The organism is Pseudomonas hamedanensis (assembly GCF_014268595.2).
GTDB classification, from domain to species: Bacteria; Pseudomonadota; Gammaproteobacteria; order Pseudomonadales; family Pseudomonadaceae; genus Aquipseudomonas; species Aquipseudomonas hamedanensis.
Genome location: NZ_CP077091.1, coordinates 5,010,892 through 5,036,328 on the forward strand (window position 1 = coordinate 5,010,892; position 25,437 = coordinate 5,036,328).

The 25,437-nt window shown below is 57.8% G+C and carries 23 protein-coding genes, 1 tRNA gene and 1 pseudogene; 10 read left to right on the forward strand and 15 right to left on the reverse strand.

All coding sequences use genetic code 11. The features are described from left to right. Positions 1-371 precede the first annotated feature (371 nt). The 6 genes from flgE to HU739_RS21895 form a co-directional block, all read right to left on the reverse strand. Positions 372-1,718 carry a flagellar hook protein FlgE gene (gene flgE / locus HU739_RS21870; protein ID WP_076563858.1) on the reverse strand — a complete coding sequence of 449 codons (1,347 nt, stop codon included), beginning with the start codon at positions 1,716-1,718 and terminating at the stop codon, positions 372-374. Between the two features lie 31 nt (positions 1,719-1,749). Further along, the gene (gene flgD, locus HU739_RS21875) at positions 1,750-2,475 is read right to left on the reverse strand and encodes a flagellar hook assembly protein FlgD (protein WP_186552328.1); all 726 of its coding nucleotides are present in this window, start codon (positions 2,473-2,475) and stop codon (positions 1,750-1,752) included. Positions 2,476-2,490: 15 nt separating this feature from the next. Then, complete coding sequence (gene flgC, locus HU739_RS21880; RefSeq protein ID WP_186552329.1) at positions 2,491-2,934, reverse strand: flagellar basal body rod protein FlgC; 444 nt, start codon at positions 2,932-2,934, stop codon at positions 2,491-2,493. A gap of 3 nt (positions 2,935-2,937) precedes the next feature. After that, complete coding sequence (gene flgB / locus HU739_RS21885) at positions 2,938-3,348, reverse strand: flagellar basal body rod protein FlgB (protein ID WP_016773613.1); 411 nt, start codon at positions 3,346-3,348, stop codon at positions 2,938-2,940. A 371-nt stretch (positions 3,349-3,719) separates the two neighbouring features. Further along, complete coding sequence (gene cheR / locus HU739_RS21890) at positions 3,720-4,547, reverse strand: protein-glutamate O-methyltransferase CheR (protein ID WP_186529772.1); 828 nt, start codon at positions 4,545-4,547, stop codon at positions 3,720-3,722. A 46-nt stretch (positions 4,548-4,593) separates the two neighbouring features. Further along, positions 4,594-5,526, reverse strand: coding sequence for a chemotaxis protein CheV (locus HU739_RS21895; RefSeq protein WP_103304087.1), 933 nt, complete (start codon positions 5,524-5,526; stop codon positions 4,594-4,596). Positions 5,527-5,608: 82 nt separating this feature from the next. On the opposite strand from HU739_RS21895, the gene flgA reads away from it, so the two are divergent. From flgA to HU739_RS21915, 4 genes are all read left to right on the forward strand, one after another. After that, positions 5,609-6,370 (forward strand): flagellar basal body P-ring formation chaperone FlgA, encoded by a 762-nt coding sequence (gene flgA / locus HU739_RS21900; RefSeq protein WP_186552343.1) that lies wholly within the window; start codon positions 5,609-5,611, stop codon positions 6,368-6,370. A gap of 151 nt (positions 6,371-6,521) precedes the next feature. Then, positions 6,522-6,848 carry a flagellar biosynthesis anti-sigma factor FlgM gene (gene flgM, locus HU739_RS21905; protein ID WP_186552330.1) on the forward strand — a complete coding sequence of 109 codons (327 nt, stop codon included), beginning with the start codon at positions 6,522-6,524 and terminating at the stop codon, positions 6,846-6,848. A gap of 48 nt (positions 6,849-6,896) precedes the next feature. Next, complete coding sequence (locus tag HU739_RS21910) at positions 6,897-7,364, forward strand: flagella synthesis protein FlgN (protein WP_186552331.1); 468 nt, start codon at positions 6,897-6,899, stop codon at positions 7,362-7,364. Positions 7,365-7,456: 92 nt separating this feature from the next. Beyond that, complete coding sequence (locus HU739_RS21915; RefSeq protein WP_186552332.1) at positions 7,457-8,203, forward strand: flagellar brake protein; 747 nt, start codon at positions 7,457-7,459, stop codon at positions 8,201-8,203. 188 nt (positions 8,204-8,391) lie between these two features. Here HU739_RS21915 and HU739_RS21920 read toward each other — a convergent pair whose 3' ends face one another. Then, complete coding sequence (locus tag HU739_RS21920; RefSeq protein ID WP_186552333.1) at positions 8,392-9,771, reverse strand: MFS transporter; 1,380 nt, start codon at positions 9,769-9,771, stop codon at positions 8,392-8,394. Positions 9,772-9,840: 69 nt separating this feature from the next. After that, positions 9,841-11,082 carry a glutamine synthetase family protein gene (locus HU739_RS21925; RefSeq protein ID WP_186552344.1) on the reverse strand — a complete coding sequence of 414 codons (1,242 nt, stop codon included), beginning with the start codon at positions 11,080-11,082 and terminating at the stop codon, positions 9,841-9,843. Positions 11,083-11,585: 503 nt separating this feature from the next. On the opposite strand from HU739_RS21925, the gene HU739_RS21930 reads away from it, so the two are divergent. Then, the gene (locus HU739_RS21930; RefSeq protein WP_186552334.1) at positions 11,586-11,825 is read left to right on the forward strand and encodes a hypothetical protein; all 240 of its coding nucleotides are present in this window, start codon (positions 11,586-11,588) and stop codon (positions 11,823-11,825) included. A 37-nt stretch (positions 11,826-11,862) separates the two neighbouring features. Here the strand turns inward: HU739_RS21930 and HU739_RS21935 are convergent, their stop codons facing one another. Continuing rightward, on the reverse strand, positions 11,863-12,555 hold the full coding sequence (locus HU739_RS21935) for a sensor histidine kinase (protein WP_186552335.1): 693 nt from the start codon (positions 12,553-12,555) through the stop codon (positions 11,863-11,865). Continuing rightward, positions 12,552-14,156: a tetratricopeptide repeat-containing response regulator gene (locus HU739_RS21940; RefSeq protein ID WP_186552336.1), complete on the reverse strand. Its 1,605-nt coding sequence runs from the start codon at positions 14,154-14,156 to the stop codon at positions 12,552-12,554. Before HU739_RS21940 ends, HU739_RS21935 begins: the two co-directional genes overlap by 4 nt. A 307-nt stretch (positions 14,157-14,463) precedes the next feature. Between HU739_RS21940 and HU739_RS21945 the strand changes: the two genes are divergently transcribed. Then, complete coding sequence (locus HU739_RS21945; RefSeq protein ID WP_186552337.1) at positions 14,464-18,597, forward strand: CheR family methyltransferase; 4,134 nt, start codon at positions 14,464-14,466, stop codon at positions 18,595-18,597. Positions 18,598-18,603: 6 nt separating this feature from the next. Here the strand turns inward: HU739_RS21945 and HU739_RS21950 are convergent, their stop codons facing one another. Continuing rightward, the gene (locus HU739_RS21950) at positions 18,604-19,143 is read right to left on the reverse strand and encodes a hypothetical protein (RefSeq protein ID WP_186552345.1); all 540 of its coding nucleotides are present in this window, start codon (positions 19,141-19,143) and stop codon (positions 18,604-18,606) included. Between the two features lie 751 nt (positions 19,144-19,894). Continuing rightward, complete coding sequence (locus HU739_RS21955) at positions 19,895-21,010, reverse strand: TIR domain-containing protein (protein WP_225922762.1); 1,116 nt, start codon at positions 21,008-21,010, stop codon at positions 19,895-19,897. 218 nt (positions 21,011-21,228) lie between these two features. On the opposite strand from HU739_RS21955, the pseudogene HU739_RS21960 reads away from it, so the two are divergent. Beyond that, positions 21,229-21,836 (forward strand): annotated as a pseudogene (locus tag HU739_RS21960) (recombinase family protein). Here the strand turns inward: HU739_RS21960 and HU739_RS21965 are convergent. Together HU739_RS21965 and HU739_RS21970 are read right to left on the reverse strand one after the other, a co-directional pair. After that, a complete protein-coding gene (locus tag HU739_RS21965; protein ID WP_186552338.1) occupies positions 21,833-23,158 on the reverse strand; it encodes a hypothetical protein in 1,326 nt (441 codons plus the stop codon). The pseudogene HU739_RS21960 and the gene HU739_RS21965 sit on opposite strands and share 4 nt — an antisense overlap. Positions 23,159-23,246: 88 nt before the next feature. Continuing rightward, positions 23,247-23,323: transfer RNA gene (locus HU739_RS21970), tRNA-Arg, on the reverse strand. Between the two features lie 295 nt (positions 23,324-23,618). On the opposite strand from HU739_RS21970, the gene HU739_RS21975 reads away from it, so the two are divergent. Together HU739_RS21975 and HU739_RS21980 are read left to right on the forward strand one after the other, a co-directional pair. Beyond that, positions 23,619-23,846, forward strand: coding sequence for a hypothetical protein (locus HU739_RS21975; RefSeq protein WP_186552339.1), 228 nt, complete (start codon positions 23,619-23,621; stop codon positions 23,844-23,846). Between the two features lie 20 nt (positions 23,847-23,866). Continuing rightward, positions 23,867-24,046, forward strand: a complete 180-nt coding sequence (locus HU739_RS21980) for a PA3371 family protein (RefSeq protein ID WP_186552340.1) — start codon at positions 23,867-23,869, stop codon at positions 24,044-24,046. Here the strand turns inward: HU739_RS21980 and phnN are convergent. Continuing rightward, positions 24,021-24,590 (reverse strand): phosphonate metabolism protein/1,5-bisphosphokinase (PRPP-forming) PhnN, encoded by a 570-nt coding sequence (phnN, locus tag HU739_RS21985; protein ID WP_186552341.1) that lies wholly within the window; start codon positions 24,588-24,590, stop codon positions 24,021-24,023. The two genes, HU739_RS21980 and phnN, sit on opposite strands and share 26 nt — an antisense overlap. 387 nt (positions 24,591-24,977) lie before the next feature. Here phnN and HU739_RS21990 point away from each other — a divergent pair, with 387 nt between their 5' ends. Beyond that, positions 24,978-25,304 carry an Arc family DNA-binding protein gene (locus HU739_RS21990; protein WP_010226671.1) on the forward strand — a complete coding sequence of 109 codons (327 nt, stop codon included), beginning with the start codon at positions 24,978-24,980 and terminating at the stop codon, positions 25,302-25,304. The last annotated feature ends 133 nt before the right edge of the window (positions 25,305-25,437 follow it).

Here is a 25,437-nt window from a genome sequence, read left to right on the forward strand (position 1 = left end):
CACGGGCGACTTCGGGAGGCTGAGCGGAGGGATTGATCCGGGCGTGGGAGCGCAGCGACCGTACGACGAAGTCGTACACAGCGGAAGGAGGTGCAGCGAAGCAAACCGGAGACGCTGCGCCCGGATCGATCCCGCAGCGAAGGAACCCGAGCCTGCGAGGGCCGAACGCAGGAGCAAGCGTTTTTTGCTTACTTTTTTTGGCGTTTGAAAAAAAGTGAGTCGCCGTAAGGGCGAAACCTTAAGAAGCCGTTACCGCAGCAACGGATATCCCCCCCAAACAACCCAAAGCCTGGTCGGCCCAAAGGCCGCCAAGGCGCCAAAAAAAAGCCCCTCAAAACGAGGGGCCCAATCAAACCACGCAGAAACCCGAATCAAGTCATCTGAATAATGGTCTGCATAATCGTGCTCTGAGTCGAAATGGTCTTGGCGTTCGCCTGATAGTTGCTCTGGCCCTTGATCAGATCAACCAGCTCGTTGGTCAGGTTAACGTTCGACTCTTCCAGCGAGTTGGACACCACCTCACCCAACGTACCGGTCTTCGGTGCGTCGTAGCCCGGAATGCCGGAAGCGAAAGTCTCTTTCCAGCTAGTACCACCGACAGCCTGCAAGCCCTGTTCGTTGGTGAAACTGGCCAGTGCAACCTGACCAATCGCCTTGCTCTGGTTGTTGCTGAAGTTGGCGAACAGCGTACCGGTACCGTCGATGGTCAGGTTGGTGATCTGTCCAGTGGCGTAGCCATCCTGAGTCGGGATCGTGCGCGAAGTATCAGCGTTGTACTGGGTGGTCTTGGCCATCGAAATGGTCACGCCAGCCGGATTTGCTGCCGCGCCGTTAGGCGTAAAAACACCATTGGTCACGGTGCCTGGTTTCCAGTTACTCAACGTCAAGTCGCTGCTGATGAGCGGGTTCGGCGCCGGCGGCGGCAAAGTACTCGGTGTACTCACCTGAAGCAACTTGCCGGAACTGTCGAACGTCAATGTCGAAGCAACCGGAGGCGTGGCGGCGTTGGTTGGATCGCTACCGGTGGCATCCGGGTTGCGTCCATCAACCAGGGTGTAAACCTTCCAGGTATTCTCGCCAGTCTTGACCACGTACTGATCCATGACGTGGGAGTTACCCTGAGTGTCATAGATCGGTGTGCTGAACGACTTGGTGTAAGTCTCAGGCTTCGACGGGTCGAACTTCACGGCAGTAGCGCCGGTATCAACAATCACGGGGGCCGAGGAGTTCAGGTTGATGCTCGAAGTCACCGCCGAAGTCGACTTCGGCGCCAGGTTCGAAGTATCGATCTTGAGATCAGTCAACACGCCGTTGATGATCTTGCCGTTGGCATCCACACCGTAACCCTGCAGACGCGAGGTGTAGTCGGTGTTGGTGATGTAACCGGCGTTGTCGACCTTGAACGTACCGGCACGGGTGTACGAGATCGAGCCATTGTTGCTCATGGTGAAGAAACCGGAACCGTTGATGCCCATGTCCAACACGTTGCCGGTGTTGTTGATGTCACCCTGGGTGAACTGCTGGGAAACGTTGGCCAGGCGCACGCCGTTGCCGATCACTTTGCTGCCGCTGCCCAGGCGAGTCGACGAGTACACGTCTTCGAATTCTGCGCGGGAGGATTTGAACCCGGCGGTCGCGACGTTGGCGATGTTGTTGCCGGTCACGTCCAGTTGCTTGTTGGCTGCATAGAGACCGCTAAGGCCGATATTGAAAGACATATTCCACTCCTTTATGCCGGGTTAGTCGGCTCTATATACCAATGGTTTGTACTTTGGACAGGGCAACGGTGCCCTTGCCAGCCAGGTTGAGCATCAGCTCGCCACCGGTCTGGCTGATCGTCACGCTGTTGACGGTCGCTGGCAGGTAAGTCGCCAGGTCCGTCGCGGTGCCGTTGATCGGCGCGCTCGCCTTGAAGGTGTAAGTCCCGACGGGCACCACGGTGCCGGCGGTGTCCTTGCCGTCCCAGGTGAAGCTGGCACTGCCAGCAGCGCGACTGCCCAGATCGATAGTGCGGACAGCTTTACCATCCTTGTCGGTGATGGTCACGGTGCCGCCCGCGATGGACGATGGCACGTTGACCGAACCGGTCAGGCCTTTGCTCGGATCGTCGAGTTGCGCGGTATTGGTTTGCACGATCACGTTGCGACCGACCAGCGACGACGCTTGCAGCGCCTGCGACGAGTTGTAGTTGCCGGCAAGGCCACTCACGGTGGAGTTCAACGTGGTGATGCCTTCGAGGCTGCTGAACTGCGCCAACTGTGCAACGAATGCGCTGTTGTCCTGCGGATCGAGCGGGTTCTGGTTTTTCAGCTGGGTCACCAGCAACTGCAGGAACGCGTCCTTGCCCAGCGCTTGCCCGCCGGTGCTGCTGTTGGTCGCCGAGGCAATGCCATCGGTGGTCGAACTGGTCTTTTTCGACGAGTTCGCCAGGATGTCATTCATGCTCAGGGAGCTGGTGGTATCGGTAACGCTCATGGCAGTCGCCCCTTATTACTGACCGAGGGTCAGTACCTTCTGCATCATGGTCTTGGCGGTGTTCATCATTTCGGCGTTGGTCTGGAACGAACGGCTCGCGGAAATCATGTCAGCCATTTCTTCCACCACGTTGACGTTCGGGTAGTAGACGTAGCCTTTGGCGTCAGCCGCCGGATGGTTCGGCTCGTAACGCGCTTCGAGGTTGCTGTCGTCTTCGACCACACCGAGCACTTGCACGCCCTGACCGGCCGCGTCCTGGTTCTGGAACAGCGAATTGCTGCCGCCAGCCTGGCCGCCCTGGAACATGGTGGCGAACACCGGGTGACGGGCGCGGTAGGTCTGGTCGATGCTCGACGAGACCGTCTCGGCGTTGGCGATGTTCGATGCGACGGTGTTCAGACGCGTGGTCTGGGCGCTCATGCCGCTGCCGGCAATGTTGAAAACGCTGGACAGGGACATGAATTATTCTCCGCGCAGGGCTGACACCAGCCCTTTGAATTTGCTGTTGAGCAGCGTGAAGCTGGCCTGGAAGCCGACGGCGTTTTCCGCGTAGTTCGACTGTTCCAGTTGAGCGTCCACGGTGTTCTGGTCGATCGAAGGCTGCATCGGCGTGCGATACATCAGCGATTCGTCGCCATTGCCCAAGCCTTCAGCCTCGATGTGACGGCTGTTGGTCATGTTCAGGGCAAAGTGGCCGCCGGTCTTGGTCTTCTCGGTCTGTGCTTCGAGCACTTTGGAGAAATCCAGGTCACGCGCCTTGTAGTTCGGGGTATCGGCGTTGGCGATGTTGTTGGCCAGCACTTCGGCACGCTGGGCGCGGAAGCCCAGTGCTTTTTCGTGAATGCCGAGCGCTTTGTCGAAGCTGATGCTCATGTCGGGAACCTTCAGGTGACCGGTTTTTCGTAACTGAGCTTTAGCAAGCGCCGTGCCAAACGGACAAAGCCCCGTATTCCGGGGCTTTGCGTCGAACGGGCAAAGCGGCAATGCCAGAAAAGCGGCAACCGGTTTCCGCCGGATGCCGCTTTTCTGCCGCTTGCCCCCGTTCTCCCTCCCACCACAGATCCATTGTAGGAGTGAGCCTGCTCGCGATAGCCGTGTGTCAGTCGCTGATGTGTTGTCTGATAGACCGCAATCGCGAGCAGGCTCACTCCTACAGGGGATTAGTGGCGTTTCGAAGAGAATATTCAGGCGCAAAAAAACGGCAGCCTAAAAGGACTGCCGTTTTTTGTGTCGCCGCGAACCGGTTATTTCGCCTGGTAAATAATCCCCGGGCTGCACTGGACCATCTGGTAATGATCCGGCAAACCGTTCAGCGCCTCCGAAGCGCCAAGGAACAGATACCCACCCGGCTTCAACGTGCTGTGAATACGCAACAGGATGTCTTTCTTCACTTCGGCAGAGAAGTAGATCAGCACGTTGCGGCAGAACACGATGTCGAACTTGCCCAACGCCGCGTAGCTGTCGAGCAGGTTGAACGAGCGAAACTCCACGCGGCTCTTGATCGGCGCCTTGACGACCCAGCGCCCCGGCCCTTTCGGATCGAAGTAGCGTTGCAGCCGTTCGGGCGACAGACCACGGCCGATCGCCAGGCTGTCGTACTCGCCGGTCTTGCAGTTGTTGAGCATGAGGCCGGACAGATCGGTGGCAACGATCTGCACACCCATTTTCAGCTGACCGAGGTTGCTGCGCTCGAACTCGTCGATCGACATCGACAGCGAATAGGGTTCCTGACCTGACGAGCACGCCGCCGACCAGATCCGCAGACGCTGGTTGGGGCTGGCCTTGATCGCTTCAGGCAGTACCTTGTTCTTCAAGACTTCAAACGGATAGGTGTCACGAAACCACAGGGTTTCGTTGGTCGTCATGGCATCGACCACCTGCTCGCGCAAACCGCTGCGCGGCTGGGTCTGGATGCGCTGAACCAGCTCACCCAGGGACTTGATGCCTTGCTGCTCCATCAGTTTGTTGAGACGGCTCGAGACCAGGTACTGCTTGTTTTCACCGAGCAGAATGCCACAGGCTTTTTCCAGGAAGACCCGGAACTGTTCAAAATCCAAATTACCCGTAGACAATGATGCCGCCTCTTAAATCGTGTTGATCGCCAGGGACAAAAGGCCCCTAGCTGATATCTGCTGCTTTGATCCGGTCGACTACCCGGGATGCGAGGTCATCAGGACGGAATTTGGCCAGGAAGTCATCAGCACCGACTTTCTTGACCATCGCCTGATTGAATACCCCCGACAACGAAGTATGCAGGATGATATGAAGTTTTTGCATGCGTGCGTCGCCGCGGATTTCCGCCGTCAGGGTGTACCCGTCCATCTCCGGCATCTCGATGTCGGAAATCATCATCAGGAACTCTTCTTCCGGCTTCTTGCCTTCATCGACCAGCTTGCGCAGGTAATCCAGCGCCTGCTTGCCGTCGTTCAGCGCCACCACTTCGACACCGATCGTCTGCAGGCAACGCGTGACCTGCTTGCGCGCCACCGACGAGTCATCGACCGTCAGCACCCGCAGTGACAACGCCTTGGTCTGGGTCTCGACGTCGACCACGCCCACCGAGATCGCTTCCGGCGTCGGCGCGACTTCGGCCAGCACCTTCTCGACGTCGATGATTTCGACTAACTGGTTGTCCACCCGGGTCACAGCGGTCAGGTAATGATCGCGCCCCGTGCCCTTGGGTGGTGGATGGATCTCTTCCCAGTTCATGTTGACGATGCGCTCCACCGAGCGGACCAGGAAACCCTGGGTCTTGGTGTTGTACTCCGTGATGATCACGAACGGATTTTTCTTGTCTTTCAACGCACCGGAGCCAGTCGCCATCGCCAGATCCAGAATCGGAATGGTCGCCCCCCGAATATTCGCCACCCCGCACACGACAGGACTGGATTTGGGCATCAACGTCAGTGACGGGCATTGCAGCACTTCCCGAACCTTGAACACGTTGATCCCGTAGAGCTGCTGGCCGTCGAGACGGAACAACAACAGCTCCAGGCGATTCTGCCCTACCAGTTGCGTGCGCTGGTTCACCGAATCCATTACACCAGCCATGCCCAGACTCCTACACCAACGCCAAGTGTTGTTGCGACGCACATTTATTGCTAAACGGCACGGCGCTTGCTTTTTAACCTGTATGAACGCTCAAACGACATTTTCCCGACGCCTGACATCCTCCCTTTGCAAAGGGCTTTGCGCGGTGTCCGCCGTTTTTTGCGTATTTGCCGGCAGTCCTGCCAATGCTGATGCGGTTACCTTGCCTGATATGCTTATCGGCGTGACTCAGGGCTTTCTTGAATTCACCGTAGAAGACTATCTGGCTACCAGTCAAACCGAAGGCCGCTACGAAATCGAAGTCAACCAGCTCGATCCGCGGCTGCGCATGCCCATGTGCGACAAGGAATTGACAGCGTCCCTGGAGAGTCCGGCACGCCCTCTGGGCCGCGTCACCGTCAAGGTTCGCTGCGAAGGCAGTTCGCCCTGGACCGTGTTCGTGCCCGCTCAAGTCCGCCTGTTTCGCGAGATTGTCACCACCACCCGCCCGCTCAAGCGCGCCGGGATTATCGAGCCGCAGGATGTCACCCTGCGCGAGCGCGACGTCAGCGTGATCAATCAAGGTTTTTTGACGTCGGTGGACGAAGCGATCGGACAAAAATTGACCCGACCAACGGTCGCCGATCAGGTGATTACGCTGGTCCATCTCGAACAGGCCGAAGTCATCCGCAAGGGTGATCAAGTCGTCATTACCGCCCGCAGCGGCACATTGGCCGTGCGGATGCCCGGCGAAGCGCTGGCCAACGGCGGCCTGAAAGAACAGATCCGGGTGAAAAACCTCAACTCCCAGCGGGTCATCAAGGCGCAAGTCACCGCGCCCGGCCAAGTGGAAGTGGCAATGTAGAAAACTGGCGCTGACCCCGGCTGTTCCCTAAACTGTGCCGCAGCAGAACACGCGCCGGCGCAGGCAAGGCTCATTGCATAAATGTGCCTAAAGTTTTCCAGGGGATAGCCGAAAACATGGCAAGCGTCCAAATTCCCAGAGGTTTTTTATCATGGTTATCGATTTCAACCGTTTGAACAGTTCCTCGCCACTTACCGGCAATACACGTACCAGCAACGCCAAGGAAAGCGCTGAAAACAGCCCCTCCGCGCCGCTGAATACCCAGGCCGAAACGGCCAGTACCGCAAAAAGCGGGGAATCGGTACACCTCAGCAATGAGGCTCAACAGTTGCAGAAGGTCACTGACAAGCTGCGCGATCAGCCTGCTGTCGATAAAGCCCGTGTGGCCGAGTTGAAAGCCGCGATTGCCGATGGCAGCTATAAAGTCGACAGCAACCGTGTAGCCAGCAAACTGCTCAACTTCGAAGCCCAGCGCTAGGCTTTTGCCGGCGCCAGGCTTTTGGACGCTTAAACCCCAAGGCCAGCCATGCACGACACTAATTTATTGCAATTGATCAACGACGACTTTGCTCCAGCGCAACAATTGCTGGAGTTGCTGCAAACCGAGTCCCTCGCTTTGCACGGTCGTGACATGCCGCTGCTGGAAGAAATTCTGGCGACCAAACAGGCCTTGATCATTCTGCTTGAACAGCATGGCCGCAAGCGCAGCGAAATCCTCGCCAGCCTCAACCTGCCGACGGATCGCACAGGTCTTGCGCAACTGGCCAGCCAGTCAAGCCTTGGCGAACAGTTGCTCAAGCAAGGCGACGCACTGACCGCTCTGATCGCGCAGTGCCAGGCGGCCAACGTCAAAAATGGCCAGTCGATCCAGATCCAGCAGGCCTCCACGGCCAACCAACTGAAAATCCTCACCGGCGGCGAGCCGCCAGCGCTGTATGACGCCAGCGGAACCTTCGCCAAGCCGATCAAGCCGCGTACGCTCAGCCAGGCATGAGCCATTCGGTGGCCACGCACTATCAACCTGCGAAACATACTGGCAAAATACTGGCCAGTCGTAGTCTTATTTTGTCTGGAGATTGAAGAACCGTGTCCAACACCCTAAGCGCGGATGATGCTCCGCAGCCTCCGAAGGTGCTCACCACGCCACTGGAAATCTCCAGCAACCTGCGCCAGCTGCAAGACAGCCATGATCCGCTGATCATCACCTTCCACGAGCGCAGCCAGCGCTTTCAGAGTTACTTGATCAAGGTTGACCGTGACACCGCCTCGATCGCGCTCGATGAGATGATCCCGCGTGACGGCGAACGCTTTCTGCAGGCCGGCGAGCCGTTCAAGGTCGAAGGTTTTCACGACGGTGTGCGCATCGCCTGGGAATGCACCGGCACGCTGAATATCGAAGAGTCAGACGGTGACCGTTTCTACACCGGCGCACTGCCCACCGAAGTGGTCTACCACCAGCGGCGCAATGCCTTTCGCGCAGCGTTGAAACTGACCGATCTGGTCAGCGTTGAACTGGGCGGCGAAAAGCTCAAGACCCCTCTCCATGGCAAGCTGCTGGATATTTCCGCGACCGGTTGCAAGTTTCGTTTCGAAGGCGACATCACTGACCGCCTGCAACTGGGCCAGGTCTACGATCGCCTGATCGCCCCGCCGCTGTTCGGCAACCAACCCATCTCCGTCGAGCTGCGTTACCTGCATTTCGAAGAAAAACTCAACATCACCTTCGCCGGCCTGCGTTTCCACAACATCAGTGGTCAGGCTGCGCGCAACGTTGAGCGCTTCGTCTATCAGTTGCAGCGTGAAGCGCGCCGGTTCGACAAAGACGACATGTGAGTCGCAGCGACCAACAAAAAAGGGCAGTCCCTCGCAGGACTGCCCTTTTTTCATGCCTGAAAAGCTTCTGTGGCGAGAGAGCTTGCTCCCGCTGGGGCGCGAAGCGGCACCTTTTCTTGCGCAAAAGCAGGGCCTGCTACGCAGTCCAGCGGGAGCAAGCTCCCTCGCCACAGTTAGAGCCGCAAACCTCAGGGTCTGGCGCCACTGATATCCGGCGCAGGTTTGTCATCGCGGCTAGTCAAATCATCTTCGTCCACCGATTCAGGTTGCGCGGCGGGTTCCGGCTCAGAGCTTGAAGGCGTCGGGTCCTGCACCATCTGCTCCTGCACCACCTGCTCGTCCACCCGCGGGTCAAGCGCGGCCACCAGCGGCGAACTCGACATGCTGTCCGGCATCGCCACATGGTGCAGCGGCGCGTCGTCGACCTGATGCAGATTGGTCACCGCTTTCGGGCGAATCCGCCACACCAGCACCAGCGCAAAGAAACTGAAAAACGCATACAGGCTCTGACTGCCGAGAAACTTCATCAACACACCGGCCAGCAACGGCCCGATACTCGCGCCGACGCCATAAGTCACCAGCAACATCGCCGTCAGCGACACGCGTCGGTCGCCCTCGACATGGTCGTTGGAAAAGGCCACCGCCAGTGGATACAGGCAGAACTGCACCAGCGAGCACAAGAAGCCGACAACGAACAACACCTCCAGCGGCACCTGCGGCAAAATCGCCAGCGGCAGTGCCGCGACCGCCAGAAACCCGGCGAAGCAGCGAATCAGCAGCGCCCGGTCATAGCGGTCGGACAACCAGCCCAGCGGCCACTGCACCAGCAATCCGGCAAAAATGCAGCTACCCATGAACAGACCGACCTGTTCGGTCGACAGCCCCTGCTGGGAGGCATACAACGGCGCCAGACCGTAGAACGAACCGATGATCAGCCCGGCGCCAAGCACCGTGCTCAGTGATTGCGGTACGCGCTTGATAAAGAAGCGCGGCTCCATCGGCGCCGGATGCAGCGGCGCCGGATGAATCCGCCGTGTCAGGGCCACGGGCACCAGGCACAGCGCAAAACACAGGGCGACCAGCATCAGCAGCTCCAGGCCCAGGCCGGGGTGCATGACCAGAATCAGTTGCCCCAGCACCAGGCCCAGGTACGAGGCAATCATGTAGCCGCTGAATACCAGGCCGCGCTGGTTAGCGTCCGCCTGCTCGTTGAGCCAGCTTTCGATCACCATGTATTGGCACATCATGCCCAGACCGACGATGGTCCGCAGCACCAGCCACGCCGGCAGCCAGTCCACCAGGCCATGCCCGAGCACCGCCGCGCCGACGATCCCGGCACACGCCGAATACGCGCGGATATGCCCGACCCGGGCGATCAGCCGGTGACCGATCTTGCCGCCCAGCACCAGGCCGAAATAATTCGCCGCCATCAGCGCACCGACCCACAGGCCGTCGACGTTGTCAGCGGCCAGGCGCAGTGCCAGATAGGTGGATAACAAGCCCGAACCGATCAACATCATCAGTGAGGCGAAATACAGCGCTCGAAAGGATTTCCAGATTTGGCGCATCGGCGTTCCGAGCGGCTCCTTGCAATAAATACCGGACGATCAAAACGATAGTCCGGTGGCGACAGTTCGTCAGGCCTGGGCGGCCAGCACACGGCGCTCCCAGGGAGTGATTTCATCAAAGAAGCTGGTCAACTCCATGGTCTTCGAAGCGATGTAGCCTTCGATGAACTCTGATCCGAACAGTTCCCCGGCCAATGGGCTACGTTTCAGACGTTCGAGCGCCGCGTGCAAGGTACATGGCAGCGCAAGATTGTCCGGCACGGCGAATTCGCCCTGGATCGCCTCGGTCGGCTCCAGCGCGTGTTCGATACCATGCAAACCCGCGGCCAGACTGGCGGCGATGGCCAGGTAGGGGTTGGCATCGGCACCCGGCAAACGGTTTTCGACCCGACGAGCAACCGGTGAGCTGGCGGGAATACGCAAGCCGGCGGCGCGATTGTCATGGGACCAACACGCATTGTTCGGCGATGCATAGGGATGGCACAGGCGCTGATAGGAGTTCACGTTCGGCGCAAACAGTGCGGTGAAATCGGCCAGCCCGGCCTGCTGCCCGCCGATGAAATGGCGGAACATGGCGGTCGGCTCGCCGTACGAGTCCGTGAAGACATTCCTGCCGCTGGCGATTTCAACGATGCTCTGGTGAATGTGCATCGAACTGCCCGGCGTGTGCGCCAGCGGTTTGGCCATGCACACCACGGTCAGGCCGTGCTTGAGCGCGACCTCTTTGAGCAAATGCTTGAACAGGAAAGTCTGGTCGGCCAGCAGCAGCGGATCACCGTGCAGCAGATTGATCTCGAACTGGCTGACGCCCATTTCGTGCATGAAGGTGTCGCGCGGCAGGCCGAGGGCTGCCATGCATTTATAGACTTCACTGAAGAACGGCCGCAGACCGTTATTGGAACTGACGCTGAACGCCGACTGGCCGTCCTCGCGACGCCCATCCAGACCGACCGGCGGGCGGAACGGCTGGGTCGGATCGGTGTTGGGCGCAAAAACGAAAAACTCCAGCTCCGTCGCCACCACCGGCGCCAGCCCGCGCGCGGCGTAACGGGCGATGACCGCTTTGAGCTGCCCTCGGGTCGACAGGCTGGAGCTCCCTCCGTCCAACTCGTCGGCATCGCAGATTGCCAGGGCACGCGGCGTGTCGCTCCACGGCAAGCGATGGACTTGCACAGGGTCGGCCACCAGCGCCAGATCGCCGTCATCGCTGCCGTAGAACCGCGCCGGCGGATAGCCGCCCATGATGCATTGCAGCAGCACGCCCCGCGCCAGCTGCAAACGCCGCCCTTCGAGGAAACCCTCGGCGGTCATTACCTTGCCCCGTGGCACACCGTTCAGATCCGGGGTGACACACTCAATCTCATCAATGCCGGTCAATCGCTGCGCGAGTGAACCCTGGCCATCGCTTGTCATGACGCAATCCTTGTTATTGTGCGAGCCGCGAACGGCGACCCGTACAAAATAGGCTCCGGCTGTTCGGAATATCAAGCAACGTCAAGCAAAATCCGAAACTCTGTGGGAGCTGTAGGAGCTGACGAGTGCAACGAGGCTGCGATCTTTTGACTTTGATCTTCAAGAAAGGATCGCAGTCTTCAGCAGCTTCACTGGCTCTGGGCCTTGTCGTTTCTGGCTATGTCACCGCTTCGCAAATAACCATAAGTCGAGGAACATGGTTAGACCGGATTGTTCGCTTGCTAATTCGGAACCGGTATTAAAGCCTGTCATATCTGACAGTGGTCAAGCTGATCCCGAACGATGAACATGACGACTCGATGTTATTGAACTTGCAATCTTTATCAGAGAGATCGGAAATCATGAGCACAGAGACGATGAAGGAGAAAGTGGCAAACGCCAGTGTTGGCCAGAAAGTCACGGTTGAGTACACCTTTAAGGATTCTGCTAAGGACGCTTCAACAGGACAACTGGAGCGCCGCGTGTTGTCAGGCAGCCTGCAGGCAAAAGACACCTCAATGGTGACAGTAGTAAGTGAAAGTGACGTCTATGACGTCCGGACGATTTTGATAAGCAACATGACCGGCTTTATCTCCCAATGACCTTGTGTCAATTAAAAACACATTGCCTCGGTGGATATCACGGCAGATAAAGGCTGAACACCCCACCGCCCAACGGGCCGCCATTGCTGATTTCGGTGCGCCCTTCCACCCCGTTGCGCTGATGCAGGGCTGCGATGCGGTGGGCGAAATACAGCCCCAAGCCAGTGCTGCCGCTGCTGTGATTGATGCCCTGTACGTAATCGGCCTGACGCTCGAGCATCTCGGCCGGATAACCGTCGCCGTCGTCGTTGATGCTCAGCACCAGTTGCCCCGCCTCGTCGCTGACGGTAATCAGCAGCGATTCGCGGGCGTAGCGGATCGCGTTATTGATGCAATTGCCGAGCACCGAGGCGATCAGTTCGCGGTCAAAGAAACCCAGCGGACTCAACGGGTCGACTTCGTAAGTGGCAATGATGCCGCGGCTGGCGAAGACGTCCTGATGCGCCGCCAGTTGCGCTTCGATAAAGTCATCGAGTTCGTGATAGGCCGGTTGCAGCGGCATCTGGTTGACGCCCAGCTTGTACAGCCCGAGCAACTGCACCAGCATGCCGTTGAGGTGGGCGAACTCGAAGTCGATCACGCCCTGCTCGCTGCCTTCGCGCAGCTCCTTGGGCAAGCGCGCCAGCCACTGGCTGTGAGCCTGCATCAGCATCGCCAGAGAGTTCTTCATGTCGTGGACGGTGGAGGCAATCACCGTGGAAAAATCCAGCGCCTGCTTGTCGTGGTTCATTCGCCAAACGCCTTGCTTTTCAGCTTCTGATAACGCGCAAACCGCGCGTCGGTGTCGGGCATCAGGCCGACCGTTTTCAGGCAGGCCCGACATTCTTCCAGCTCTGCCGACGGCACGCTCGTGTCGGTACCGTGCAGCAGCGACTGGGCCATGTTCAACGCGATGCTGATGTTCTTCGGTTGCAGCTTCAGTGCCTTGCGGAACACTTCGCGGGCCTCCACCAGGTTGCCGGTCTTGTAGACCCGCACGCCCTGTCGGTTGAGGTCGGCCGCCGCGTTGCTGGAGCTGAGAATCGTCGGGTCATCGGTGAGCTTGGCGATGTCTTTCATTACCGCCGGGTCGTCGCCATAAATCTCCGCGCAGCTTTTGAGCATGGAAGTGCCCGCTTCGGCCTGACCGAGCATTTGCAATTGTTTGGCAACCAGCAACGCGGCTTCCGGACTCATGAACTGTTCCATGCCGTCGAGGCGCATCAGCGCTTGTTCGGTGAGTTTGTCGGCGGTTTCGGCATCGTTGAGCAGCAGGCTGGTGGCCTTCATCAGGCGCGCGCGAATTTGCAGGCCGGGATCGCTCGGGTTCTCTTTGGCCACCGCGCTGAGGGTGGTGTTGATCTCCAGGCGTGTGCGCGTGTCGAGGCCACGGTCACTGCCCTTGCTGATCAGCGCATGGGCCAGGCCCAGATTGCTTTCCGGATCCTTGAAACGTGATTGCGCACCCTGCGCCACGGCCTGACGATAAGCGCGCGAGGCGGTTTCGAAATCTTCGTTGGCCATCGCCAGTTTGCCCAGCAGCGCCTGACGCCGGACCGCCAGCGGCGACAGACGAATCGCTTCTTCCAGCACCCGTTGCGCGCCTTTGCTGTCACCTTCGGCGACCAGCACATCGGCCATGCCGTCGTACAGCGCCGGCATCATCGGAAAGACTTTCAAAGCCTTTTCATAGACCGCTTTGGCCTGAGCGACTTGCCCGCGCTTGAACAGCAATTTGCCCAGCCCGGCGAAGGCCCAAGGCAGCGGACGGTCGGCAATGATGCTGTCGTAAAGACGCTCGAGCGCTTCGTTCTGATTCATGTCGCGCAACGCATCGGCGCGGTAACGCAGGCACAGCGGCGAATAACGGATGTCCTGCTTGCACAGCGCAATACAGGCATTGAGCACCTCGGCCGGCTTGCCGCGATCGAGGGCTTGCAAAATCGGTTTGAGCAACGTCTTGCGTTGCTCCAGACGCTCCAGCCGCTGGGCCAGGCCGGAACGGTTGAACGGCTTGGTCAGGTACGCATCCGGCTCATGCTCCAACGCGCTGAGCACCATCGCCTGACTGGTCTCGGCGGTGACCATGACGAACACCGCTTCATGGCTGATGAGCTTTTCCGACATCAGGTCTTCAAGCACTTGCTGGCCGTTTTTCTTGCCGTCGCCGAGATGGAAATCCTGCAGGATGAAATCGTAGGACTTTTGCGAGCACATCTTCAGCGCCTGCTCGCCGGTGTCGGCGGTGTCGACGTCCTTGACGCCCAGTTCACGCAGCATCGAGCGCACGGAACTGCGGAAATCCGAGAAATCATCGACGATCAGAAAACGCTTTTGGTGATACGACGACATCGAAGATTTCCAGACAATTGAAGAGAAGGCAATTTCAGGCGCGCAGATGATAGCTGCCGGTAAAACGCTATCAACCATTTTTGCGCGACGCTGCAGTGACCGATCGGGTTATCGGCCGCTCAGGGCAATCTCTTGAAGATTGTTGGTGCGTTTCTGCCTTCGACAGGGTCCACCCAGAAACAGCCGGCAATCGCGCCGAGCAAACTGTGGAAGGAAAAAATCGGCAAACAGGATTATCCTGCGCAGTTACCCGTGCGATTTATGATCCACTCGCGACCTGACGTGTCGCCGTCAAAGGCTCGAAGTCATGACCTCGAAAACACCTTCCTCGCGTGCAGCGCCTGAGCGCAAAGGCGTGAGCCCCAGCCATCTGGATTTCCCGGTGGTCGGCATCGGCGCCTCTGCGGGCGGCTTGCAGGCGATCAAACTGTTTTTCGACAACATGCCCCAAGACACCGGCATGGCGTTTGTAATCATTCTGCATCTGTCTCCGGACCATCAAAGCATTGCCGACAATATCATCCAGGAATCGACGCGCATGCCGGTGGTGCAGGTGACCCAGCCCATGCCGATTGAAAAAAACCGGGTGTATGTGATTTCCCCAGCGAAGTCCTTGTCGATGAGTGATGGCTATTTACGCGTCAGCGACGCCGGCTCGCCACTGGCCCGCCACACGGCCATCGACCTGTTCTTCCGCGACCTCGCCGATGTGCACCGTGAACGGGCTTTCTGCGTGGTGCTGTCGGGCACCGGTTCCGACGGCGCGGTCGGCCTGTCGCGGATCAAGGAACAGGGCGGCGTGACGCTGGTGCAAGTGCCGGAAGACGCCGAATTCGACGGCATGCCGCGCGCCGCCATCGAAACGCGCATGGCCGACCTGGTGTTGCCGGTGGTCGACATGCCACAAAAACTCATGGAGTTGTGGCGCAATTCCCAAGTCATTAAATTGCCCTGCGCCAACGATCCGGATCTGAAAGCCTTGAAACCGGCCAACGAACACGAAGCGACCCTCGCCGAACAACGTCTGCACGATATTCTGATCCACCTGCGCAGCAGCACCGGTCACGACTTCAAACATTACAAGCGTGCGACCGTGCTGCGCCGCATCGAGCGGCGCATGCAGGTCACAGCCCAGGCCGACCTTTCGCAATACCATGCCTATCTGCAAAATACCCCGGATGAAGCCAAGGCCTTGCTCGGCGACATGCTGATCGGGGTGACCAATTTCTTCCGCGACCGCGAAGCCTTCGAAGCGCTGGAGCGCGACGTGCTGCCGCAATTGGTGCAAGCGGTGGCGGACTCCAATGACAAGGAGGAAGTACGTATCTGGTCGGCCGGTTGCTCGACGGGCGAAGAGGCCTATAGCCTGGCGATTCTGCTCGACGACCAGTTGCAGGTGCAAAGCAGCAAGGCCAACCTGCAAGTCTTCGCCACGGACATCGATGAACGCGCGATCGCCGTCGGCCGTGCCGGCCTGTATCCGCAAGCCATTGTCACCGACGTTCCGCCGACGCGCTTGCGGCATTATTTCGTCAAGGACGATGAGCATTACCGGATCCGTAAGGAAATCCGCGAAAAAGTCCTGTTCGCCAAACACAGCCTGTTATCCGATCCGCCCTTCTCGCAGATCGACCTGATTAGCTGTCGCAATCTGCTGATCTATCTGGATCGCGAAGTCCAGCGCGAAATCCTGCAATTGTTTCACTTTGCCCTGCGACCGGGTGGCTTTCTGTTTCTCGGCACCTCGGAAAGCGCTGACGCCTGCCATGAACTGTTCGCCCCGGTGGACAAACGTAATCGTATCTTCCGCGCCAGGACCGGTACGCCGAACAGCCGCCGCACCCCGACCATGCCCCGCGGCGGTTACGTGCGCAACAGCGTGACGCCTGCGCAGACCAAGCCGAGCGAACAACCCAAGCTGTCCTTCGCCGACATTCATCGACGCGCCATCGAACGTTCGGCGCCGCCGAGCATCATTGTCGACAGCAACGCCGATATCCTGCACATGAGCGAAAGCGCCGGGCGTTTTCTGCGCCATGTCGGCGGTGAATTGTCGCGCAACGTACTGACGCTGATCCTGCCGGAACTGCGCCTGGAAATTCGCACCACGCTGTTTCAGGTGCAACAGAGCAACCTCACCGTGCGCTCGCGCGAGGTGATACTCAAGCGTGAAGACCGCCAGTTCCGCGTCGATCTGATCGCGCAGCCGTACAAGGACGAAGAGTCCGACAGCGAATGCGTGCTGGTGATTTTCGAAGAAACCGAAATCGACCCCGACGAATTCGCCTCCACCACGCTGCTGCAAACCGAAAGCCAGGTGCTGTCGAACCTGGAACGCGAACTGCAACGCACCAAGCTGCATCTGCAAGACACCATCGAACAATCGGAGGTTTCCAGCGAAGAGCTCAAGGCCTCCAACGAAGAAATGCAGGCGATCAACGAAGAGTTGCGCTCGGCCACCGAAGAGCTGGAAACCAGCAAGGAAGAGCTGCAATCGATCAATGAAGAGCTGCTGACGGTCAATTACGAGCTCAAGACGAAGGTCGAAGAAACCGACAAGATCAACGATTACCTGACCAACCTGATTGCCTCTACCGACATCGCCACGGTGTTCGTCGACCGCAGCATGCGCATCAAGTGGTTCACCCCGCGGGCCACGGATATTTTCAGCATGCTGCCGGTGGACACCGGACGCTCGCTACTCGATATCACACATCGGCTCAACTACGCCAACCTGGCCGAAGACGCGGCGCAGGTGTTCGAGTCGCTGAGCATGATCGAACGCGAGGTCAACAGCACTGATAACCGCTGGTACATCGCCCGCCTGCTGCCGTATCGCTCCAGCGAAGACCATATCGATGGCACCGTGCTGACCTTCATCGACATCACCAAACGCCGCGCCGCCGAGGAAGAACTGCGCCTGGGCGAAGAGCGCATGCGCCTGGTGGCCGAGAGCACCCGCGATTACGCGATCATCATTCTTGACGAATTAGGCGTGATTACCAGCTGGAACAAAGGCGCCGAACTGATTTTCGGCTACAGCAAGGCCGAGGCCGAAGGCGCGTTTTACGATTTCATTTTCACCTCTGAAGACCGCGCCGCCGGCATGCCTGAATGCGAGCTGTCTACAGCCCGGGCGCAAGGGCGCGCCGAAGACGAGCGCTGGCATCAGCGCAAGGATGGCAGCCGCTTCTTCTGCAGCGGCGAAGTCACCCTGCTCAGTGGCGATTACCTGCAAGGCTACGTCAAGATCGCCCGCGACCTGACCGGGCACAAACGTCAGCAGGACGAGCAGAACAAGGAGCTGTTGCAGACGCGCAACAGCATTTCCCTGCGCGATGAATTCTTCGCGGTGATGTCCCACGAACTCAAGCATCCATTGAATCTGATTCAGCTCAACGCCGAGCTGTTGCGTCGCCTGCCGATGATTCGCACGGCTGGGCCGGCGACCAAGGCCGTCAATACCATCTGTGACGCAGTCAACAGCCAGGCACGGATCATCGATGATTTGCTCGACGTGGCGCGTGTGCGCACCGGCAAGCTCAAACTGCAAATGACCCACGTCGATCTCAGCGCCGTGCTGCGCGACATTCATACTGTGGTGTTGAACGAGCAGCACGCCACCCGAGTCGAGCTGCAATTGCCGACAGAGCCGCTGATCATCCATGCCGACCCGACCCGGGTGGAACAGATCATCTGGAACCTGATGAACAACGCGCTGAAGTTCACCCCCCCGACCGGGCGCATCGAACTGATCGCCAGCAAGGCCGGGCACATGGCAAAACTGGCGATCAAGGACAACGGCGTCGGCATCGCGGCCGACAATCTCGAACATGTTTTCGACCTGTTCGGACAGGCGGAGAAGCAACACACCCATCATCAGCGCCAAGGGCTTGGCATCGGTTTGTCATTGGTGCGGCAACTGACCGAGGCGCAACACGGCACGGTTCTGGTGAGCTCGCCGGGACTGGGCGCCGGCTGCACCTTCACCGTGTGCCTGCCGTTGGCGCAGAACATCGAAACCGCCGAGGCACCGCAGATCGAACCGGCATCCGGCAAGCTCGACGGCCTCAAGATCCTGCTGGTGGATGATTCGCCGCAAGTACTCGACACCCTGAAAATGCTGCTGGAAATGGAAGACGCCACGGTCACGGCGTTCGATCATCCGGTGGCAGCCTTGAAAGCCGCCGAAAACACCCGATTCGACCTGATCATTTCCGACCTGGGCATGCCGGTGATGAGCGGCTATGAGCTGATGGACGCGCTGCGCAAATTACCAATGGTGAAAAACGTCCCGGCCATCGCCCTGACAGGCTACGGCACCCAAAGCGATGTGCAGAAATCCCGCGAAGCCGGGTTCAATCAGCACTTGGGCAAACCGGTGGCCTACGACGACCTGATAGAGGCCATCGACGCCCTGCGCCGCTCGCAGTTGCTGTAACGACGCTCAACGCAGATAGGCGCGTTGAATGCAGACCCGACGATCGATCGCCTGCTGCAGACGCGCCTTGCTGTCGGCCCAGACATCGGGATCGATGCGCGTACGCCGCATCAGCGCCAGCACGGCCGCCTTGGCCTCAAGGTATTCCGACCAGGCATCAGCCGCCTTGAGCTTCAGGCGCTCGCCTTCGTTCATGTCCATCCGACGCAGCGCCAGCAGCAGCGGATCGGTCACCACGGTGCTGAGAACACACTGCGTGCGGTGCGGCGCGACAAATACCTGGTGATCGAGCACGATCTCACGCGCGCGCTGGGCGCCCCAGCGCAATGACAGCGCACAGCACACCTCGTCGCCGCGATCGTGAAACTCCTCAGCGAGCGCCCGCCCCTCCTGCGTGTAAACGCCGACAAACACCTGCGTCACGCCAGCGGGACTGACACGCACCTGCACTTCGATCTGCCAGCCGTTGTTCAAAACTTCTTCATGGCTGTGCAGCGCTAAACGGCTGTTGGTCCACAACCAATACTGGGCACCGCGACGTCGCATCATTGGCTCTCCTCTCCCGCGAGCGAAAAAGTAAGGCACAGATCTGGCGATCCGCCACAGCAGTTCGTCGCCTGCGCGCCATGCAAAAAGCCCCGTCGCCAGTGATGGCGACGGGGCTTTCGGGTGTGGAATGGATGGTGTCCCAGGCGGGGTTCGAACCTGCAACCTTCCCATTAGGAGGGCTATCCAAGCGATCACAACCACTAGGTAAACCCCGTATTTATTGGGCTTAACGTCCGGTTGTGTCCGGGAAAACGAGGCCGTATAGTTCTTTTTGCACCCACGATGCACCCATGGGAACAAATTGAAAGAGAAGCTCACCGCCAAGCTGCTGGCGTCCTGCAGATAACTGGCCAGAAATATGAGGTCCACGATACCACTATCAGACTGAGACGCCAGGCGGTGCGACGCTTGTTGTCAGTCGTGACAATGAATTCTGGGCATCTGGTGGTTGCTTCGCTACCCTGCTCATCGTTGGGAAGAGAGCGGCCCGCCTGGATACTGGAGAGGTGGTAAAATTCCACATCAAGCCAGGTAGACATATCGTCGGCATCGGCGGTGATGATGACGGTAGTGGCCTGTGCGCAATGCAGATCGGCCAGCCGGTTAAAGAGACCGCGACTGACGTCTCAGCCGGCGAAGTGCAAAAATACCGTATATCAGGCACGCAGAACGGCACCGATATCCGTCCCAGCTCGATTTAAACGACCGTTTCGTAGGAAATACCGCAGTGAGGCATTTCCGACTCAGCTTACGACTCTAGAATCTTCTCTCGCTCCAACACCAAACGAATTTCTTCAAATTTGGCCCTAATATCACCCTTAGGAAAGCGAATTTGTCCCAATCCTTGTATGTTAGAAAACTCTTCGCAACCTTCCTCTAATAAAACGATTGCCTTGGTGAATCCTAGGCGCCCTTGGAAGAGGCCTACTTCGTGGATTACGTTAGTCCGGGCCTCCATTTTACCGTCCATCTGCTCGTCTTCCGCTGTCATCACTATGAAGGCGACCGCAGCTGAATCCAACATTTCTGACAATCGCGCTATGTTAGTAATGCCAGCCACTGGAACGCGATTGAACTCATCAAACGGCAACCTAAGTCTTTCCGTGACGAAGTCCTTAAGATCGCGCCATACGTGAGATCGACCATGTCCAATGAATACGTTCGTTCCAACAAGACTCGAGCGCACGTCTTTTTTTGCCGATCGGTGCATATACGAATAAGCCTTTCTCAAAAAAGGAATGAGCCTTTCCATCGCTGCAGCGGGCTCAAGTAACACGACTGCGTCTATGAAGACCTTTACATGGGGAGGCTTCTGCGTCCCTTGAGACATTGCGAGCACGTCTCCGACCAAGCGCGCCCCTTTCGGTCTTAGCAAGTCTACAAATACACCCTCACTGAGCGGGGAGAACTTTTCTAGCTCATTGAGCAGAGTCTGCCCGTAAGAATCTCCATTTTTGGAAAAAAGTCTAATGGCCAATTCGGCGTCCCGTTTGACCTCATTGAAAAGCTCCTCCCCTTTTTTACTAAAGCTTTCGGCAGCACTCATGTCGGGATTTCCGGCGAGGCCTTTCACAGTGTCTACAACGTCATCAAATGCGTACTCCCGCCACTGGCCAGAAGTCTTGTTGCTATAAGCATCTTGAAACCCCCACTGCGCATCAAAATGCTCCCCTGGTGGTGGAGCTTGCAAATCGAGGTAATAAATTCGAGAGTGATACCCCATCCATGAGCCGCAGAACGACTTTGCCACATACTCCGCGGCCTCTTTTAATTTCCGCGCCGCCTCTAGTTTTTTATTGGACTTTTCCCGATAGGCCTCCAGCTTATCGATCCCGTCCATGATGTCTTGTATGCCGTCGGTCAAGTGCGTTCCCCTTATTAAGTGAATAGTCGAGCCAAATCCCGGATCTACCCTCATGATGCCAAGCTATAAGGCAATGTACTGGCACATTGGGCGAATCGCTAGGGTATGCCTGAGCTGATACGCGCAAATTCACGTTTATTTACGCACTCCGCTTGATAAGTTACACCCATAGTGCAACAGCATTAATAGAACACCTTAACTGATATGGACAGCACACCATGTTCATACGCGCATACCTTCGAGCATCGACTGAAGAGTAGGACGCCGGCCGCGCCCGGGGATCGCTCGAGCAATTCGCCACAGACCATAACAAGGTAATTGCGAGTGTGTACCTGGAGAACGCAGTGGTGCTTCGGCAGATCGGCTTGAGCTGCTGCACCTACTCAAAGACGCGCGCAAGGGGGACGTCTTGCTGGTGGAGTCGATAGATCGCCTCTCGCGCCTTCCTGTGGAGGATTGGCAGAAGCTTAAGGCTGTGATCGACTCGAAGGGCTTGCGCATCGTCGCGCTCGACCTCCCGACCAGCCATCAGGGAATGCAGGACACCAAGGGTGACGAATTCACCGGCCGGATGCTGGGCGCGATCAATTCGATGCTGGTGGAAATGATGGCCGCGATTGCGCGCAAGGATTACGAGCAGCGCCGCGAGCGCCAGGCACAAGGCATCCAGAAAGCCCAGGCGGCGGGAAAATACCAGGGCCGCCCAGTCGATGAGAGCCTGCACAAGAGGGTCAACGAGCTGCTCGCTGCTGGTCTTGGTATTCGCGCTACAGCCAGGCACGCTAACTGCTCAACCACTACATTGCTGAGAATCCGCAACCTCTAAGCCTTTTCTTCCGTACGTTCAGATGCCATATCATTTGCAGCGACTGTAGGGCTAGGGGTTGGCGGCTGATGGGCTGCCCCCTTTCGTTGCAAAGCGGATGAAGCCATAGAGGTCATCTTCTCCACAAAGCCAGGCACTGTACGCACTGCATCTTTCACCAGTTCAGAAGATAGCAATTCATGCCATGGGCTACCAAAGCTATTGCTTTCAACCAGTCGAAGTGGCTGCTCATCCAACCTAGCCAGTGCTGAACCGAGTAGCTGCCTCTCCAAGTCCTCATCAATCCGAGCAGCCTCTCTTCGATATCCCTCGTATGCACGAGAGATCGACGCCTTGAAAGCGTAGTCCTCTGAAAGCCGAAAGCGCTGCCCAATCTGCTTCGTAGAGAGCCAAGCAAACCAAACGGGCCCGCCTACCGACAGGATCGAAAGAACAAGGTTGATGCCGATGCTCATACTTTGAGCTTCGGGGTTATACAACTCCCTGGCGAGATTGTGCAGCTGGATGGAACCCGCAAAACCACCAACCAGTAGAGCAGCAATCAAACCGATCACCCATCCCCACATGGAGTAATCCAGGGACTTCGAACGCTCTGAAAAGGCAGCAGAGAGCCCGAGACTTGTAGCCGATGAGTACGCTGACACACATTTTTGTAGCACCTCATCAGCTTCCTGCGACTTGGATCGTAAGTCTTCCTCATGAGCCCGGATTGCCTTGAGAAGTTCGGCAATCTCGCCTTTTTCAGCGGCGGCTTGGTCTAGTAGCTCCCCTACAGAACTTTTTGCTTCGGCAAGACTTTCGAGATCAGTGGGAAGCTGATCCGCGGCTTCGTATGCTTTCTCAATGCGGCTGACCATTTCATCCAAGGTGGTGGTTCGCGGCGTGAGCGCGCGCAGCTTTGTCTCCAAAGACCGGACCTGGTTTGCCGCTTTCTTCACTGCTTGGGAGTTCTTAAGGGCTAGAGCTTTTGAATCGGTGAAGATAGGAGAAAGCCCTTTTTCAATTGCTTCCAACGTGATGAGAAACGCCGGTACCGCTTGACCTGGATTAGAAGCCAACTGGGGGACAGTGTGGTTTTTGAGGAACTCAAGGCGTTCAACGACGCTTGTCAGGTATTTTTCAGATCCTTCGCCAGGCTCCTCAGCGTCGGCTACTAGGCCGCGCAAAGCGGTTACTCTGTTGCTGAGCTCACCTTTCGAAATACCGGGAAACGACCAATTACCACCGCTGACATTCAAGGGCGCAGCGGTGGAGATCGCGGTTTTCAACGCTTCGTTGATAGCGTTGAGCTCATCGATAATCTGGTCTAACTGTTCGCTCATACCCACCATCCTTGACTGCGGTTGCACCCATGGCGCACCCGCAAGAAAAAAGTGGGCCGGGCGAAACGACCTAACACATTGATTTGATTGGTGTCCCAGGGCAGGTTCGAACTGCCAACCTTCCCCTTAGGAGGGGGATGCTCTATCCAATTGAGCTACTGAGACACGGGCGCAGCGCGCATGGAACGTGGCGCGACAGACGGCGTGCATGTTAACGGCAGGGCCTGATTTTGTCATGTCGTCCGTAGGGCTTTTTAAGTGTAGGCAGGCGCCCTGCAATCCTGCGGGAAGATTTACCGTGCAATTTGCACTGCCGCAGAAGGCCATCAATGCAGATTGCAACCCGACGCCGGCTGAAAACCCTCTCAAATGCTTGTTTTTAAAGGAGTTCAGAGCAGTTAGACTGTTGGCACGACGGCTGCTTTGCCTGTTCTTATAAAAGAACATCGGAGCTGCGCTCATGAACACTAGCCTCTTGCTTGCCAACGCAATTGCTCTGGCGATTCTGCTGGGCTTTCATTTTGTTCCCGAGACAACCGAGCCTCTGGCCAAGCGCGTGCCGCATTATTTACAGGTGCAGAAGGCGCCGCAGTGGGCGGTATTGAGCGATCAGGGCAACTCAACCGCTCAAGTGGTCAGCGAGTCCGAGCACGCCTCGACACAAACGACCGAACGTCTGGTTTTTTGAAACATCTTCAGGAGTACAGCATGTCCAAATCAGCCGCAGGATTTCTGATCCTCGCCTTATTGAGTGGCGTCATGCATTTTGCGCTGTTCGAGGACACCGAAATCACCTTGCCGCTGGTTGGCTGCGGCGTGTTTGCGGTGTTGTTCGTGCTGGCGCTGGTGGCCGGGCGCAAAATCAAGTTCGATCCGGTCCTGCGCTAAGCCGGATCAAGTCCAGCAACTGCTTGACGGCGTCTGCCAGATCGCCGGAATTATCAATCAAATGCACCGGTGTATCCGTTGCTCTGCGGTCCCTGAACAGCGCATTGCGCGCCAGCCGCGCATCGATTTGCTCAGGGGTCTCGCGGCCACGCCGAAGCAGGCGCTCACGTAACACTTCATCCCTGACAGTCAGCAGAATTGGCACAAGGGTCGGATAACGTTCCATCGCCAGCCGCAGGTGTGCGCGTGAGCCGTTGACTAACACGTGGCAGCCGCTTTTTAACCGTTCATCCATTTCTACCGGAATACCATAAGACAGGCCGTTGGCTTCCCAGGCCAGAGAAAATTCACCCGCATCCTGACGGCGCAGAAACTCTTCCGGGCTCACCCCAACCGCCTCTTCGCCCACCGACTCCGCTGATCGGGTAATGACCCGGCGCATCACTTGGCAACCCAACGCCCCCAGTGGCTCACGCGCCGCGTCAATCAGGCTGTCTTTGCCTGAACCAGAAGGCCCCATCAGATAAATAACCTTGCCATCCATCCTGAAAACGCCCTCTGACGCGTGTTCGCCCTAGTAAATCGGCAAATTGCCACTATCCTGTACAAGTGAACAGACAGGACAGAAGGCCGCATAGCATGCACGTTCTGGCGCCTTTGGGCATCCATTGATGTGCAGCAGGAAGCGATCAGCGACACGGACTCAGCGAAACTTTCAAACCAGTCCGCATTTCTGATGATTGGTGCTGGCATTACGCCTTTACCCAGCTCAATATTTGTCACAGAATTGACGCCAATGATCTGGCAATTTTGAGGCATGATGCGCGCCTCTTAACAATTCAGGTTGAACCATTTGGCGCGGATGCTTGTCCTACCACACATCCTGCGGCCAATTCCGAGAACCGCTCCCCTGAACTAACCGGTTAAATATATGCGCCCAATGAAACAGGCAATTTATTCCAGCCGTACGGCTGACAAGTTTGTCGTACGTCTGCCAGACGGAATGCGTGAGCGCATTGCCGAAGTGGCTCGCAATCACCATCGCAGCATGAACTCCGAAATCATTGCGCGCCTTGAGCAGAGTCTTATTCAGGAAGGCGCACTGGGCGAAGAGCTGAGCATGCGCCTGGACAGCCCGGAGCTGTCGTTGCACGAGCGCGAGCTGCTGCAACGTTTCCGTCAGCTGTCTCACCGTCAGCAAAATGCATTGGTGTCCTTGATCGCCCACGACGCCGAAATGGCCGCAGACGCGTCCTGAGCTGTACCGAACACCTCAAAGCCAGCATGATTGCTGGCTTTTTTTTGCCTGCGATTTGGCGCGCAGACCACAATCCCCTCGCCACAGGTAATCACCACCAATCGAATGGGCACAAAAAAGCCCGTCGTGTTGA